Below are 14,409 nucleotides of genomic sequence, written 5' to 3'. Positions count from 1 at the left end.
GAACGGCTGTTAGCGATGGTACGTGAAGGCGAGCCTTCTGGATTTCTCTCTTACGCGACTTCGTCTAGGAATGCAGCATGACCGCGCTTCCCCGCATCAGGCACATGCCTTCCGTCTGCCCGCATGACTGCCCTTCCGCCTGTTCTCTGGAGGTGGAGGTCATCGATGACAGGACCATCGGGCGGGTGAGGGGCTCGAAGCGCCAGACCTACACCGACGGTGTGATCTGCGCCAAGGTCGCCCGCTATGCCGAGCGCATCCACCACCCCGATCGCCTGTTGCAGCCGATGCGGCGCACGGGGCCCAAGGGGTCACGCCAGTTCGAGCCGATCTCCTGGGGCGAGGCTCTGGACGAGATCGCCGACCGCTTCCTCGCGATCGAGGCCGAGCACGGGCCCGAGGCGATCTGGCCCTATTACTATGCCGGCACGATGGGGCTGGTGATGCGCGACGGCATCAACCGCCTGCGCCACGCCAAGCGCTACTCCGGGCAATACTCGACGATCTGCACCACCATGGCCTGGACCGGCTTCATCGCTGGGACGGGCAGGCTCGCCGGACCGGACCCGCGCGAGATGGCCAAGTCCGATTGCGTCGTGATCTGGGGCACGAATGCTGTGCACACCCAGGTCAACGTGATGAATCACGCGGTCAAGGCGCGCAAGGAGCGCGGTGCCAAGATCGTGGCGATCGACATCTACCACAACGCGACGCTCGCGCAGGCCGACCTCGCTCTGGTGCTGCGTCCCGGCACCGACGCCGCGCTCGCCTGCGCCGTGATGCACGTGCTGTTCCGCGACGGCCATGCCGACCGCGACTATCTCGAAGCCCATACCGACGCGCCGGCCGAGTTGGAGGCACACCTGGCGTCCCGCACGCCGGAGTGGGCGGCGGCCATCACCGGGCTCGAGGTCGCGCAGATCGAGGAATTCGCGATGCTCGTCGGCACGCGCAAGAAGAGCTTCTTCCGGCTCGGCTACGGGTTCGCACGCCAGCGCAACGGCGCGGTCTCGATGCATGCGGCGCTCTGCGTGCCGACCGTGACGGGTGCCTGGCAATATGAGGGCGGCGGCGCCTTCCACAACAATGGCGGCATCTACAACTGGCGAAAGAGCCTGATCGAGGGGCTCGACGTCGCCGATCGCAGCGTGCGCCAGCTCGACCAGTCGCAGATTGGCCGGGTCCTGACGGGTGATGCAGATGCGCTGCGCCAGGGCGGGCCGGTCAAGGCGCTCTTCATCCAGAACACCAATCCCGTCTCGGTCGCGCCCGAACAGGAACTGGTCAAGCAGGGCTTTGCCCGCGACGACCTGTTCACTGTGGTCCATGAGCAGTTCATGACCGAGACGGCCGCCATGGCCGACATAGTGCTGCCGGCGACACAGTTCATGGAGCACGACGACCTCTACCAGGGCGGCGGCCACCAGCACATCATGTGGGGCGGCAAGCTGATCGACCCGCCCGGCGAGTGCCGCTCGAACCATGACGTGATCTGCGCGCTCGCCGAACGCATCGGCGCCGAGCATCGCGGCTTCGCGATGACGTCGCGCGAGATCGTGGACTGGACGCTGCAGGAGAGCGGCCGCGGCACGCTCGACGCGTTGATCGCCAATGATTTCATCGACATCCAGCCTGATTTTCGTAAGGCTCATTATCTTGACGGTTTCGGCTATCGCGACGGCAAGTTCCGCTTCAAGCCGGATTGGCCGAAGGTGCCCAACGCCAATGCCGGGCCGGTCGGGCCCTATCAACAGATGCCGGCTCTGCCCGACTACTGGGCTGTCATCGAGAAGGCCGACGAGACGCATCCCTTCCGGCTCGCGACGAGCCCGGCGCGCAGCTTCCTGAACTCGACCTTCACCGAGACGCCGGGCTCCCTGAAAAAGGAAGGCCGGCCGACGCTGATGCTGCATCCCGACGATGCGGCGCAACTCGCCATCGCAGCCGGGGACGAGGTGGTGATCGGTAACGGGCGGGGCAGCGTTCATCTGCACGCCGTCCTGTTTGCGGGTGTGGTGCGGGGCGTGGCCATCGCCGAGTCGATCTGGCCTAATTCCGCTCATCGTCACGGCCGCGGCATCAACACGATCACCGGCGCCGATGCGGTCGCTCCGTTCGGTGGCGCCGCCTTCCACGATGTGAAAGTCTGGATCAGGCCTGCCTGAGGACGCAGACACCCCGCGCTAGGCATCGCAAGTCCGTTACTATTGCGAATTGGCGCCTGCGTGGCATCGGGGAGTCTTGACCTTTCAAACCCGCTGTGGACCATCCCTTTCGCACATGCGAGCCGCAAGCGGGCGGTGGCGTGACGGTTTCACAGAAATGAGTTCGACGATGATGATGCGGCGTATGGGTGCGGCCTTGCTGGCTGGTGGTTTGTTTGCGCTGGGCGCCACGGTCGCGCTCGCGGCGAGCGGCTCGGCGCCGTTGCCCCCGCCTGACCCCACTGCGAAGAACCTGACCCCCTACATGATCCAGCTTCGCGCTTTCGACGCCTGCCTGCACACGCAGTCGCAGCTGTTGGCGACGACGCGCGAGGCCGTGCATACGCCGTGCAGCTGCTACGCCAAGGGCACGGTCAATGCGATGACCAAGGATGAAATCCAGGCCTTCCGCGACACCGGCTATTTCAATGACACCGCCCGTGCCAAGGGGCTGGATTTCATCGACCGGTGCAAGCTGAAGCGCCCGATCTGAGGATCGCCTGACCGGCGCGTACAGACGCCCCCCGCTTTGCGGAGCGATGCCGCTACTGCCATGCTGCTGACAGGTTTCGGTAGCATGCTGTTGCAGTGTCGCTCGACGCACAGCGGATGGGGACAGACAAGTCATGCAGCGCGCCGAACGATTGCTCGACCTGATCCAGAGCCTGCGCCGCCGGCGCAGGCCCGTCACAGCAGATACGCTGGCGTCCGAACTCAACGTGTCTGTGCGGACCGTCTATCGTGACATCGCGGCGCTGATGCGCCAGGGCGTGCCGGTGCGAGGCGAGGCCGGTATCGGTTATGTCCTCGACGCCGGCTTCGACCTGCCGCCGCTGATGCTGTCGCCCGACGAGATCGAGGCGGTCCTGGTCGGCATGCGCTGGCTCGCCGAGCGGGCCGATCCCGTGCTTGCGCGAGCCGCCGAGGACGTAGTGAGCAAGGTCGCTGCCGTGCTGCCTGCCCATCTCAAGCCGATCCTGCTCGACGGCGCGCTGTTCGCGCCCGCCTATGGCGCCGACCATCCGGTCGATGTCGTCGATATCGCCGGCGTTCGCGCCGCAATACGGCAGGGCCGCAAGCTCCAGATCCAGTATTGCGACGAAGCGGGCCGCGAGTCGCAGCGGATGGTCTGGCCGATCGGTATGACGTTCTACGAGCGTGTGCGCATCGTCATCGCATGGTGCGAACTGCGCCAGGACTTCCGTCACTTCCGCACCGACCGAATCACCGATCTCGTCCTGCGCGAAGAGCGCTATCCGGCGCGCCGGGCCGATCTGTTCCGGCGCTGGCAGAAGGAAGAGGAGGCGAGGGCTGCCGAGAGCAGTTGCGTCTACGAGCCCGAGGCCTCGCCGCGCACCAATGCGCCGCCGACCAAGGCCGTTCGGCCCGAGGCAACCTCGGCGAGCGCGCGCGGATAGAGCGTGTGTTCCTGCGCCAGCACGCGCTGGTTCAGGCTGTCCTCGTCGTCGCCCGCGAGCACCGGGACCCGGGCCTGGTCGATGACCGGCCCGGCGTCGAGCTCGGGCACCACGAAATGCACGCTGCAGCCATGCTCCGAAACGCCTGCGGCCAGCGCCTGGGCATGGGTATGCGTGCCCTTGAACAAGGGCAGCAGCGAGGGGTGGATGTTGATCAGCCGACCTTCCCAGCGCCTGACGAACCAGGGCGTCATGATCCGCATGAAGCCGGCGAGAGCAATCAGCTCGATCTGGTTGATCCGCAGGACATCGTCCATCGCCCGCTCGAAGGCCTCGCGGTCCCCGCTATAGGCGCGGTGGTCGACGATGGCGGTCGCGATGCCGAAGCCTTTGGCGCGTTCGATGCCGCCGGCATCGGGCCGATTGGACAGGACAAGCGCGATCTCGGCCGGGTAGCTCTCGGCCTGCGCCGCCTCGATCAGCGACAGCATGTTGGAGCCGCGACCCGAGATCAGGATCGCGGTGCGCTTGCGGGCGGGCAGGGTGGTCACAGGGCGAGCTTGCCGCGATAGGTCACGGGCTCGGCGCCCTCGCTCAACGCCACGACCTCGCCCAGCCGCACCGGCGCTTCGCCGGCGGCCTTCAGGGCAGCTTCGGCCTCGTCGGCGCGGGCTGCGTCGGTGGCGACGATCATGCCGATGCCGCAGTTGAAGGTGCGCAGCATCTCGCGCTCGGCAACGCCGCCGGTCCGGGCCAGCCAGCCGAAGACGGGCGGAACCGGGATCGCAGCGAGATCCAGCGTCACGCCGAGGCCCTCGGGCAGCACGCGCGGAATGTTGTCGGGGAAGCCGCCGCCCGTGATATGCGCCAGCGCCTTGATGCTGTTCGTCGCCTTGAGCGCCGCCAGCAGAGGCTTCACATAGAGGCGGGTCGGAACCAGAAGCGCCTCGGCCAGGCTCGAGCCCGGCGCGAAGGGCGCGGGTGCATCCCAGGCCAGGCCCGACAGGGCGACGATGCGCCGGACGAGCGAGAAGCCGTTGGAGTGCACGCCCGAGGAGGGCAGGCCGAAGACGACGTCGCCGGCGGTGAGGTCGGCACGCGGCAGCAGCGAACCGCGCTCGGCGGCGCCGACCGCGAAGCCCGCGAGGTCGTAATCCTTCTCGGCATACATGCCGGGCATCTCGGCCGTCTCGCCGCCGATCAGCGCGCAGCCGGACTCGCGGCAGCCCTGCGCGATGCCGCGCACGATCTCGATGCCGACCTTCGGGTCGAGCTTGCCGGTGGCGTAGTAGTCGAGGAAGAGCAGCGGCTCGGCGCCCTGGACGATGAGGTCGTTGACACACATCGCGACGAGGTCGATGCCGATGGTCGAGTGCAGGCCGCTCTCGATCGCGATCTTCACCTTGGTGCCGACGCCATCATTGGCCGCGACCAGGATCGGGTCGCTGAAACCGGCCGCCTTCAGGTCGAACAGGCCGCCGAAGCCGCCGATCTCCGCATCGGCGCCCGGCCGGCGCGTGGCGCGCACGAGGGGCTTGATGGCATCGACCATCGCATTGCCCGCGTCGATGTCGACGCCGGCTTGAGCATAGGTCAGTCCGTTCTCGGCCGGCTTGGTCATGATGGGGGCCTTCATTTCTGTTCGCGCGAGCGATAGGCAAGCGCGCCCCTCCTTGCAAGCCGATAGGCCATTTTCGCGTTACCGATCCACCGTTGCGAATGCTAGCCTGACGCCCCGGACTCGTGCGGACGGCCTCATGACGCTGCCCAATTTGATCACAATCGGTCGGCTCGTGCTGGTTCCCCTGGTCATCGTGATGATCATCGACGCGCGCTGGCTCGCCGCCTTCATCATCTTCGTGGCAGCCGGCATATCGGACGCGATCGACGGTTTCATAGCAAAGCGCTTCGACATGCGCAGCGAACTCGGCGCCTATCTCGACCCCATGGCCGACAAGGCGCTGATCGTTTCGATCTACATCACCCTGGCGGTCGTTGGCGCCATCCCGGCCTGGCTGGTGATCCTCGTCGTTGCCCGGGACCTGATGATCGTCTCGGCCGTAATTCTGTCCTGGATCATGGATAGACCGGTCGAGATAGCTCCTTTTACGGTCAGCAAGTTGAATACGGCGGCGCAGCTTGGGCTGGCGGCGCTGATCCTGTGCAGCAGGGCCTTCGGCCTCGATGCCGGGCACGCCACGGAACTCGGCCAGCTTTTGGTTGCGCTGTTGACGGTCGGCTCGATGACCGCCTATCTCGCCTTCTGGCTGCGCCATATGGCGACCTGAACGAGGGCGGTTCTCGCCGGGGATCGAGACCGAAGCGCGGCCGATCCTTGGAACCGGTCGTTCTGCCGCCCATGTGTGACGCGCCTGCCAGCCGCTAGCGAAAGAGCCGGAACCGATGACACTGCAACGCCAAATCGGCTTCTGGCTGATCTCGCTGGTCGCCTTCGTGCTCGTTCTCGTCGTGTTGCGCGACGTGCTGTTGCCCTTCGTCGCGGCGCTGGCGCTGGCCTATCTTCTCGATCCGCTGGCCGACAGGCTCGAGCGGCTGGGCATGAGCCGCCTTGCGGCGACCATCGCCATCCTCGTCGTCTTCCTCTTGATCTTCGTGCTCGGGCTGGTGCTGCTGGCGCCGCTGCTCGGGCAGCAGCTTGCGGGCCTCGTCGCGCGCCTGCCCGCCGATGCCGCGAAGCTGCAGGCGCTGGTGCTCGAGCGGGGCGGCCCCTGGCTCGAACGGTTCGGCGGCGCGCAGCTCACCGAGGATGCCCGCAATTCGCTCGGCAACCTCGTCGGCGAGGCCACCAAATGGGTCGGCAGCGTTCTGCAGTCGCTCTGGACCGGCGGAACCGCCATCATCGGCGTCTTTTCCCTGCTGGTCCTGACGCCTGTCATCGCCTTTTATCTGCTGGTCGACTGGGACCGCATGGTCGCCACCGTCGATGGCTGGCTGCCGCTGGAGCATCGAGAGACGATCCGCGGCCTGCTCAAGGAGATGGATGTCTCGATTGCAGGCTTCCTGCGGGGGCAGGCGCTTGTCTGCCTGCTGCTCGGCCTGTTCTATGCCGTGGGCCTGAGCCTGCTGGGCGTGAATTTCGGCGCGTTGATCGGCATCATCAGCGGCTTCCTCTCCTTCATCCCCTATGTCGGCTCGCTGACCGGGCTGGTGCTCTCGGTCGGCGTCGCGATCGTGCAGTTCTGGCCCGACTGGACCTGGCCTCTGGCGACGCTCGGCGTCTTCGCGGCTGGGCAATTCCTCGAGGGGAACATCTTTCAGCCCAAATTGGTCGGCAACTCCATCGGCGTGCATCCGGTCTGGCTGATGTTCGCGCTGCTCGCTTTCGGCACGCTGTTCGGCTTCGTCGGCCTGCTGCTCGCCGTCCCGCTTGCTGCCGTGATCGGCGTGCTCTGCCGCTTCGCGCTGCGCCAATACCTCGCCAGCAACATCTATCACGGCGGCAACGCCGCAAAGGCCGCCGAAGTTCGCGCCCGCGCCCAATCCGAAAGCTGATATGAGCGCCGGAACCATGATCGATACAACCAGCCGCCCGCGCCAACTCGCCTTCGACCTCCCGGTCGACAGCCGCCACGGCGTCGAGGATTTCCTGATCGGCCCATCGAACGACAGCGCCTATGGCTTGGTCGAGGCATGGCCGCAATGGCCCGATGCGTGGCTGCGTCTGATAGGTCCCGAAGGCGCCGGCAAGACCCATCTCGCCGCGATCTGGGCGAAGGTCTCCCATGCCTGGACGGTGCCGGCGGCCGAGGTCACGGCTGCCAGCGTCCCGCATCTGGTGAGCGGCGGCGCGCTCGTGGTCGAGGATTGCGACCGTGGCATCGCCGACGAGGCCGCCCTGTTCCACCTGATGAACGCGATCAAGGCACGGGGCGGCTACCTGCTGCTGACCGCACGGACCGCGCCCGATCAGTGGGGGCTCAAGGTGCCTGACCTGCTCTCGCGCCTCAGGCTGGCTCCGCATGCGACGATCGAGCCGCCCGACGACGCCCTGCTGCGCGCCGTGCTGGTGAAGCTCTTCATCGACCGCCAGCTGATCGTCGATGCCGGGATCATCGAGATGCTGGCCCAGCGCATGGAGCGGTCCTTCGCAGCCGCCCGCAGTCTGGTCGACCGGCTCGACAGGCTTTCGCTGGAGCGAGGCCGCCGCGTCACGCGGCAACTCGCCACAGAGGCGCTGGCAGCGCTGTTCCCCGAGGACTGAATCCGGGCGGCTCAGCCGCGAGGCCGTCGGTGATCCCGCAGGCTACGCAATGGCGCAGCGGCGGAATGGCAGCGCTCGCCACCCCGGTCGCCTGACTCAGCTCGCTTGCGGCTCGCTTGCTACCAGCCGGGCGTGCATCGCTTCGGTCAGCAGGTCCTGCGCACGCGAGACGATCGCGTCGAGCGAGGGCGTCTTGACGAACATCGCGGCGGCTTTTTCGTTGAGCTCTTCCCGGCTCGGCAGGACGGGCAGGTGCCAGTGCGCGACCGCGTCCTGCGCCTGTTGCTGCATCTGGGCCAGCCGATCGCCTGCGCGATGTTGGAGCTCGGCCAGCGCGATCTTGAGCTCGGCCAGCGTCATCGTCGGCAGGTGCAACTCCGGCAAGGACGGCGTCGACGCATAGGCCTCCTGGAAGGCTGCGACGATGCGATCGACCGGAACGGTTGCGGCAAGCCGGGCAGCCGAATGCTCGATCACGCGCGGCGGCAACGCCTGCGAGCGCTCGATGACCGCCTGTGGAGGCTCCCTGACGTCCCAGACCAGCCGCAGCTTCGCCAGGCCCAGGATGATGTAGTAGGTCGGATCCCACTGCCACCAGCGAAAGCCCTGGCGCACGCTGTACTGGTAGGCATGGTGGTTGTTGTGCCAGCCCTCGCCCATCGTGATGATGGCCAGCCACCAGTTGTTACGGCTCTCGTCGCCGGTGACGTAGTGCTTGTCGCCATGCACATGCGCCAGCGAATTGATGCAGAAGGTGGCGTGGTAGCAGGCGACAGTCGACCAGAAGAAGCCGACGAACAGGCCGGCCCAGCCGTCGACGGCAAAGCAGGCCAGCGCGAGCAGGATCGCCGGCGCGGTCTCGAAGCGGTGCAGCCAGCGCAGTTCCGGGAATTTCGTGAGGTCCGCGATCGTGCTCTCGTCGAAGGTGTGGTGATCGCGCGAGAAGATCCAGCCGACATGGGAGTAGAAGAAGGAGCTCTGGACCGGCGAGTGCACGTCATGCTCGGTGTCTGCGAACCGATGGTGGTGGCGGTGCTTGGAGGCCCACCAGAGCACGCTTTTCTGCGCCGTCGATTGCGCCAGTGCCGCCAGGACGAACTGCCCGAGGCGGCTGGTCTTGTAGGTCCGGTGCGAGAAATAGCGGTGATAGCCGCCCGTCACCGCGAACATGCGCAGCCAGTACAGCCCGATGGCGAGCCAGATGGATGTCCAGGTCACGCCGCTCCAGAGCGCGCCGAGGCAGGCCAGATGCGCGAGTACGAAGGGGACGGCGGACGGGTACACGATGTCGCCATCGTCGTGGGTATTGCTGTTCGTCAAGAAGGCCTCTGTCTCGTGAGTACGAGCCTCACGATCCGTCGGATGGGGCTCTTCTCGCACGAAACAGGAACGCCGAGCGCTCTGCAAGTGCGCCCCTCGACGCAGGCCGGCCGGGACAAACAGTGTCGCAGCGGCAGTTCTGGCTCGCACGTCATCGAAGCGTCACGCTAAGGTGGCTTCAAGGCTCGAAGGAGACAGATGTGGCCAGACAAGCGACCGGAACGAAAGCCAAGCGCATGACCATCGAGCCTATGGATGTGGCGGTCGTGGAGGCCGTGCCGGCCTATGCGGCAACGGATCTCAGGAATTCACCGGCACGGTTCGTGAATCGCGAGCTGTCGTGGCTGCAGTTCAATCGCCGCGTCATGGAGGAAGCCTCGAATCGCAGCCATCCTCTGCTTGAGCAACTGCGCTTCCTCTCGATCTCGGCGGCGAACCTCGACGAGTTCTTCATGGTCCGCGTCTCGGGCCTGCGCGAGCAGCACAAGGCCGGCGTCGTCACCCCAAGCCAGGATGGCCTGACCCCGGCGGAGCAACTTGCCGAACTCGGCAAGGCCGTCACGGCCTTGACCGGCGATCAGCAGGCGCGCTGGAGCGAACTCAAGCTTGATCTGCGCGACAACCGCCTGCATCTGCTGGGGCCCGGCGATATCGGTCCGCAGGAGCGGGTCTGGCTGGAAGATTATTTCCTGAACTACGTCTTCCCGGTGCTGACGCCGCTGGCGATCGACCCCGCCCACCCGTTTCCGTTCATCCCCAATCTCGGCTTCACCCTGGCTCTGGCTCTGGAGCGCACCACCGACGGCCGCCAGCTCGACGCACTGATTCGCGTGCCGATCAAGATGGACCGCTTCATCGAGCTGCCGGATCTGGCGCGCGAGGGACTGCATCGCTTCATCATGCTGGAGGATGCGGTCTCGCTGTTCATCGGCAAGCTGTTCCCCGGCTACGACGTCAAGGGCACCGGTTCCTTCCGGGTCATCCGCGACACCGATCTCGACATCGAGGAGGAAGCCGAGGATCTGGTCCGGGTCTTCGAGACGATGCTCAAGCTGCGCCGCCGCGGCGTTGTGATCCGGCTCGAACTCAGCGTCGGCATGCCAGCGCATCTGCGTCGGATGATCGTGCGCGAGCTCAAGGTCGAGCACGACGAGATCGTCGAGGTCGCGGGCATGATCGGCCTGAACGAATTGTCGCAGCTGGTCGGCGTCGATCGGTCGGACCTGAAGTTCAAGCCCTACAATGCACGCTTCCCCGAGCGCATCCGCGAGCATGGCGGGGATTGCTTTGCCGCGATCCGGCAGAAGGACATCCTCGTCCACCATCCTTATGAGAGCTTCGACGTCGTCGTGCAGTTCCTGCAACAGGCGGCGCGCGACCCCAGCGTGGTGGCAATCAAGCAGACGCTCTACCGGACCTCTTCCAATTCCCCGATCGTCCAGGCGCTCGCCGAGGCGGCCGAAGCCGGCAAATCGGTGACGGCGCTTGTCGAACTCAAGGCGCGCTTCGACGAAGAGGCCAATATCCGCTGGGCCAAGGACCTCGAGCGCGCCGGCGTTCAGGTCGTCTACGGCTTCATCGAACTCAAGACGCACGCTAAGCTGTCGATGGTGGTACGCCGCGAGGCGGGCCAGCTCGTGAGCTATTGCCACATCGCCACGGGCAATTATCACCCGATCACGGCGCGCATCTATACCGACGTCTCCTTCTTCACCGCCGATCCCGTGATGTCGCAGGACGTCGCCCGAGTCTTCAATTTCATCACCGGTTACGCCGAGCCGGCGGAACTGGAGAAAATGTCGGTCTCGCCCGTGGGACTGAAGCAGCGCCTGCTCGACGATATCGCCGAGGAGGTCGCGCATGTGAGGGCGGGTCGCAAGGGCGCGATCTGGGGCAAGTGCAACTCCCTGGTCGATCCCGTGATCATCGACGCGCTCTATGACGCCAGCCGGGCTGGCGTCGAGGTCGACTTCGTGGTGCGCGGCATCTGCTGCCTGCGACCGGGCATTCCGGGCCTGTCCGAGAATATCCGGGTCAAGTCGATCGTCGGGCGCTTCCTCGAGCACACCCGCATCTATGCTTTCGGCGCCGGCAGCGGCCTGCCTTCGGCCAAGGCCAAGGTCTACATCTCCTCGGCCGATCTGATGCCACGCAATCTCGACCGTCGGGTCGAGGCCCTGACGCCGATTTTGAACGCGACGGTGCATCAGCAACTGCTCGATCAGATCATGCAGGCGAACTTTCTCGACAACGAACAGAGCTGGACGATCTTGCCGGATGGCGGTTCGCGACGCATTGTCCCGGCGCCGGGTGACGAGTCGTTCAACGCCCATAAGTATTTCATGACCAATCCGAGTTTGTCCGGACGTGGAAAATCCCTCTCCAATTCCAGCCCCCGCAGCCTTCCCAAGCGGGCCGGCAAGAAGGGCTGAGACGGGCGCTGACACGATGGTCGCCGGGCGCCTGAGCCTTGGCCAGACCATCGCGATCATCGATATCGGCTCCAACTCCGTGCGCCTCGTCGTCTACGAGATGCTCGCCCGCGCGCCCGCGCAGGTCTTCAACGAGAAGGAGATGGCGGGGCTCGGCCGGCAGGTCGCGACGACTGGCCGGCTTGCCGACGACGCGATGGCGAGGGCGCTGGAAGCGCTCGTGCGCTTCCGCATCCTGTGCGAGGCGATGAAGGTCGGCTCGCTGCGCGTGATCGCGACCGCCGCGGCCCGCGAGGCAGCCAACGGCCCCGATTTCCTGTCCCGGGCCGAGGATGCAATCGGCCAGCCCATCGAGCTGATCTCGGGCGGCCGCGAGGCGTATCTTTCGGGGTTGGGCGTGATCTCGGGCTTCGGTGAGCCCCACGGCGTGGTCGGCGATCTCGGCGGCGGCTCGCTCGAACTGATTGCCGTAGATGGCGACCGTGTGGGGCAGGGCATCAGCCTGCCGATCGGCGGCCTGGCGCTGATGGACAAGTCGAAGGGCCAAATCAAGATCGCCGAACGGATCGTTCGCGAGCAGCTCGACGATCACCCGCAGATCGCGGCGATGCGCGGCAAGGACTTCTTCGCCGTCGGCGGCACATGGCGTGCGCTTGCGACGCTGCACCAGCGCCAGTCCGGCTATCCGCTGAGCGTGATGCACGGCTACAGCGTGCCGGCGCGCGATGTCGCGGATTTCGCCCGGCTGGTCGAGCGCGCCGACACCTCGATGCTGGAGGCGATCGACGCCGTGTCTTCGGCACGACGGCCGCTCCTGGCCTATGGCGCCCTCGTGCTCGATGCGCTGATCAAGCGCGGCAGGCCGCGTGCTGTCGTGATCTCGGCCAGCGGCGTCCGCGAGGGCATGCTGCACGACATGCTGCCCGAGGCAGAGCGCCAGGTCGACCCGCTGTTGCGCGGCGCGCAGGACTATAACCAGCTCAGGTCGCGCGAGCCCCGCCACGGTGCCGACCTCATCGAATGGGTCCAGAAGCTGGTGACCAGCGCGGGGCTGCCCGAGGATGCGGCGAGCCGGCGCCTGCAGGACGCCGCCTGTCTGCTGTCGGATATCGGCTGGCGCGCGCATCCAGACTATCGCGGCGAGCAGAGCCTCAACGTCATCGCGCATGCCGCCTTCAGCGGCGTCGACCATCCTGGCCGCGCCTTCCTGGCGCTGGCGGTCTATCATCGCTATGCCGGGCTGAAGAGTTCGTCGCTGGCCTCGGACGGCCTGCGGAGGCTGCTGACGCCGGTCCAGCTCGAGCGCTCCCAGATCCTCGCCAGCGCGTTCCGGGTGGCCTACCTGCTCTCGGCCGGCATGCCCGGGATCCTGCCGCGCGCGAGCCTGATCTGCGTCGAGAAGCGGCTTGTCCTCCGCCTCGCGGGTGATCTTCATGCCCTGTCGAGCGAGCGCGTCACGGGCCGCCTCAAGCAACTCGCGAAGTTGCTCGGCCGCGATCTCAAGATCAGCCTGGGCTGACGGCGCCTGGTTAGCCTGAACCGGGCCCAGGCATGCTGCCTGCGCCCGGCATGCAGCTCGGTTTAGCCGACGACGACGCGTCCCTTGGCGATCCGCAGGCTCAGCGCGCCGGTCTTGAGCGCGATGGCCTTGGCGCCGAACACTTCGCGGCGCCAGCCCTGGAGAGCGGGAACCTCGGCCTCGTCGTCACTGGCGATGGCCTCGAGATCGTCGCTCGACGCGATGATCTTGGGCGCGACGCGCTCGGCCTCGGCGACCGCCTTGAGCAGCACCTTGAGCAGGTCGAGCACCGCGCCATTGGTGGCGCGTCCGCGCTCGCGCTCCAGACGGGGCAGGCCCTTGGGGTCGAGCGCCAGCCCGCGTTCGATCGCAGCCAGAACCTCGCCACCGGCGCGCGAGCGCTCGAAGCCGTTGGGCACGGAGCGCAGCTCCGCCAGGGCCTCGACGGAACGCGGCCCCCGCTGGACGATGTCCATCATCGCGTCGTCCTTGAGCACGCGCTGGCGAGGCACGTCGCGCGTCTGCGCCTCGCGCTCGCGCCAGGCGGCGAGTTCCATCAGAAGCGCCAGCTCGCGGGGCTTGCGGAGGCGGCCCTTGAGCCGCTGCCAGGCGTTCTCCGGCTTGACCTCATAGGTCGCCGGCGAGTTGAGTACCGCCATCTCTTCGGCGACCCAGGCCTCGCGGCCGCTCGCCTTGAGGTCGGCATCGAGCGCCAGGTAGATGTCGCGCAGATGCGTTACATCGGACTCGGCATAGACCAGTTGCGCCTCGCTCAGCGGGCGGCGCGACCAGTCGGTGAAGCGCGAGGACTTGTCGATGCGCGCCTTGGCGAGGTCGTTGGCGAGCTGCTCGTAGCCGACCGAGTCGCCGTAGCCGCAGACCATGGCCGCGACCTGCGTGTCGAACAGCGGCGTCGGCAGCACCCGGCCCAGCATCCAGACGATCTCGAGGTCTTGCCGCGCGGCGTGGAACACCTTGACGACGGCCTCGTTGACCATGAGCCCGAAGAACGGGGCGAGATCCAGTTCGGGCGCCAGCGGATCGACCATCACGGCCTCGTCGGGCGAGGCGAGCTGGATCAGGCACAGCTTGGGATAATAGGTCGTCTCCCGCAGGAATTCGGTGTCGACCGTGACGAAGGGATGCATGGCCAGGCGCGCGCAGGCGTCGGCAAGATCCTGGGTGGTTGTGATGAGGCTCATGAAGGCGGCTCATAGCAGACAGACACGCCTCATGTCGCGGGCGTTCTTGACATTCCGCTCTGCTGCGTGTGCTTACGGCGAAAACCGCCCCA

The 14,409-nt window shown here is 66.5% G+C and carries 12 protein-coding genes; 8 read left to right on the top strand and 4 right to left on the bottom strand.

Going from position 1 to position 14,409, the window contains the following annotated elements:
• The first annotated feature begins 77 nt into the window (after nt 1–77).
• The 3 genes from AC1D2L_RS00720 to AC1D2L_RS00710 all read left to right on the top strand — a co-directional run bounded on the left by AC1D2L_RS00720 (nt 78) and on the right by AC1D2L_RS00710 (nt 3,622).
• Nucleotides 78–2,165 (top strand): molybdopterin-containing oxidoreductase family protein, encoded by a 2,088-nt coding sequence (locus AC1D2L_RS00720; RefSeq protein ID WP_476843897.1) that lies wholly within the window; start codon nt 78–80, stop codon nt 2,163–2,165.
• A 169-nt stretch (nt 2,166–2,334) separates the two neighbouring features.
• Nucleotides 2,335–2,697 carry a hypothetical protein gene (locus AC1D2L_RS00715; RefSeq protein ID WP_476843896.1) on the top strand — a complete coding sequence of 121 codons (363 nt, stop codon included), beginning with the start codon at nt 2,335–2,337 and terminating at the stop codon, nt 2,695–2,697.
• A 133-nt stretch (nt 2,698–2,830) separates the two neighbouring features.
• A complete protein-coding gene (locus AC1D2L_RS00710) occupies nt 2,831–3,622 on the top strand; it encodes a helix-turn-helix transcriptional regulator (protein ID WP_476843895.1) in 792 nt (263 codons plus the stop codon).
• On the opposite strand, the gene purN is transcribed toward AC1D2L_RS00710, so the two are convergent.
• Nucleotides 3,535–4,173 carry a phosphoribosylglycinamide formyltransferase gene (gene purN, locus AC1D2L_RS00705; protein WP_476843894.1) on the bottom strand — a complete coding sequence of 213 codons (639 nt, stop codon included), beginning with the start codon at nt 4,171–4,173 and terminating at the stop codon, nt 3,535–3,537. The two genes, AC1D2L_RS00710 and purN, sit on opposite strands and share 88 nt — an antisense overlap.
• Entirely contained in the window at nt 4,170–5,243 is a 1,074-nt protein-coding gene (gene purM / locus AC1D2L_RS00700; protein ID WP_476843893.1) for a phosphoribosylformylglycinamidine cyclo-ligase, read from the bottom strand. The genes purN and purM overlap by 4 nt, the downstream gene beginning before the upstream one ends.
• A 136-nt stretch (nt 5,244–5,379) precedes the next feature.
• Between purM and AC1D2L_RS00695 the strand changes: the two genes are divergently transcribed.
• The 3 genes from AC1D2L_RS00695 (at nt 5,380) to AC1D2L_RS00685 (ending at nt 7,844) form a co-directional block, all read left to right on the top strand.
• On the top strand, nt 5,380–5,910 hold the full coding sequence (locus AC1D2L_RS00695; RefSeq protein WP_476843892.1) for a CDP-alcohol phosphatidyltransferase family protein: 531 nt from the start codon (nt 5,380–5,382) through the stop codon (nt 5,908–5,910).
• Nucleotides 5,911–6,025: 115 nt separating this feature from the next.
• Nucleotides 6,026–7,135 (top strand): AI-2E family transporter, encoded by a 1,110-nt coding sequence (locus tag AC1D2L_RS00690; protein WP_476843891.1) that lies wholly within the window; start codon nt 6,026–6,028, stop codon nt 7,133–7,135.
• Nucleotides 7,136–7,151: 16 nt separating this feature from the next.
• The gene (locus AC1D2L_RS00685) at nt 7,152–7,844 is read left to right on the top strand and encodes a P-loop NTPase family protein (RefSeq protein ID WP_476843890.1); all 693 of its coding nucleotides are present in this window, start codon (nt 7,152–7,154) and stop codon (nt 7,842–7,844) included.
• A 96-nt stretch (nt 7,845–7,940) separates the two neighbouring features.
• Here AC1D2L_RS00685 and AC1D2L_RS00680 read toward each other — a convergent pair whose 3' ends face one another.
• Nucleotides 7,941–9,164, bottom strand: coding sequence for an acyl-CoA desaturase (locus AC1D2L_RS00680; RefSeq protein WP_476843889.1), 1,224 nt, complete (start codon nt 9,162–9,164; stop codon nt 7,941–7,943).
• 236 nt (nt 9,165–9,400) lie between these two features.
• Here AC1D2L_RS00680 and AC1D2L_RS00675 point away from each other — a divergent pair, with 236 nt between their 5' ends.
• Nucleotides 9,401–11,596 carry an RNA degradosome polyphosphate kinase gene (locus AC1D2L_RS00675; protein WP_476843888.1) on the top strand — a complete coding sequence of 732 codons (2,196 nt, stop codon included), beginning with the start codon at nt 9,401–9,403 and terminating at the stop codon, nt 11,594–11,596.
• A 16-nt stretch (nt 11,597–11,612) separates the two neighbouring features.
• Nucleotides 11,613–13,115: an exopolyphosphatase gene (ppx, locus tag AC1D2L_RS00670; RefSeq protein WP_476843887.1), complete on the top strand. Its 1,503-nt coding sequence runs from the start codon at nt 11,613–11,615 to the stop codon at nt 13,113–13,115.
• Nucleotides 13,116–13,177: 62 nt separating this feature from the next.
• Here ppx and rnd read toward each other — a convergent pair whose 3' ends face one another.
• The gene (rnd, locus tag AC1D2L_RS00665; protein WP_476843886.1) at nt 13,178–14,317 is read right to left on the bottom strand and encodes a ribonuclease D; all 1,140 of its coding nucleotides are present in this window, start codon (nt 14,315–14,317) and stop codon (nt 13,178–13,180) included.
• Between the last annotated feature and the right edge of the window lie 92 nt (nt 14,318–14,409).

The sequence above is a fragment of the Allobosea sp. P1_B10 genome, from assembly GCF_056406735.1.
Note: the sequence above shows the minus strand (reverse complement) of the source record. Positions and strands in the feature narration are given on the sequence as shown.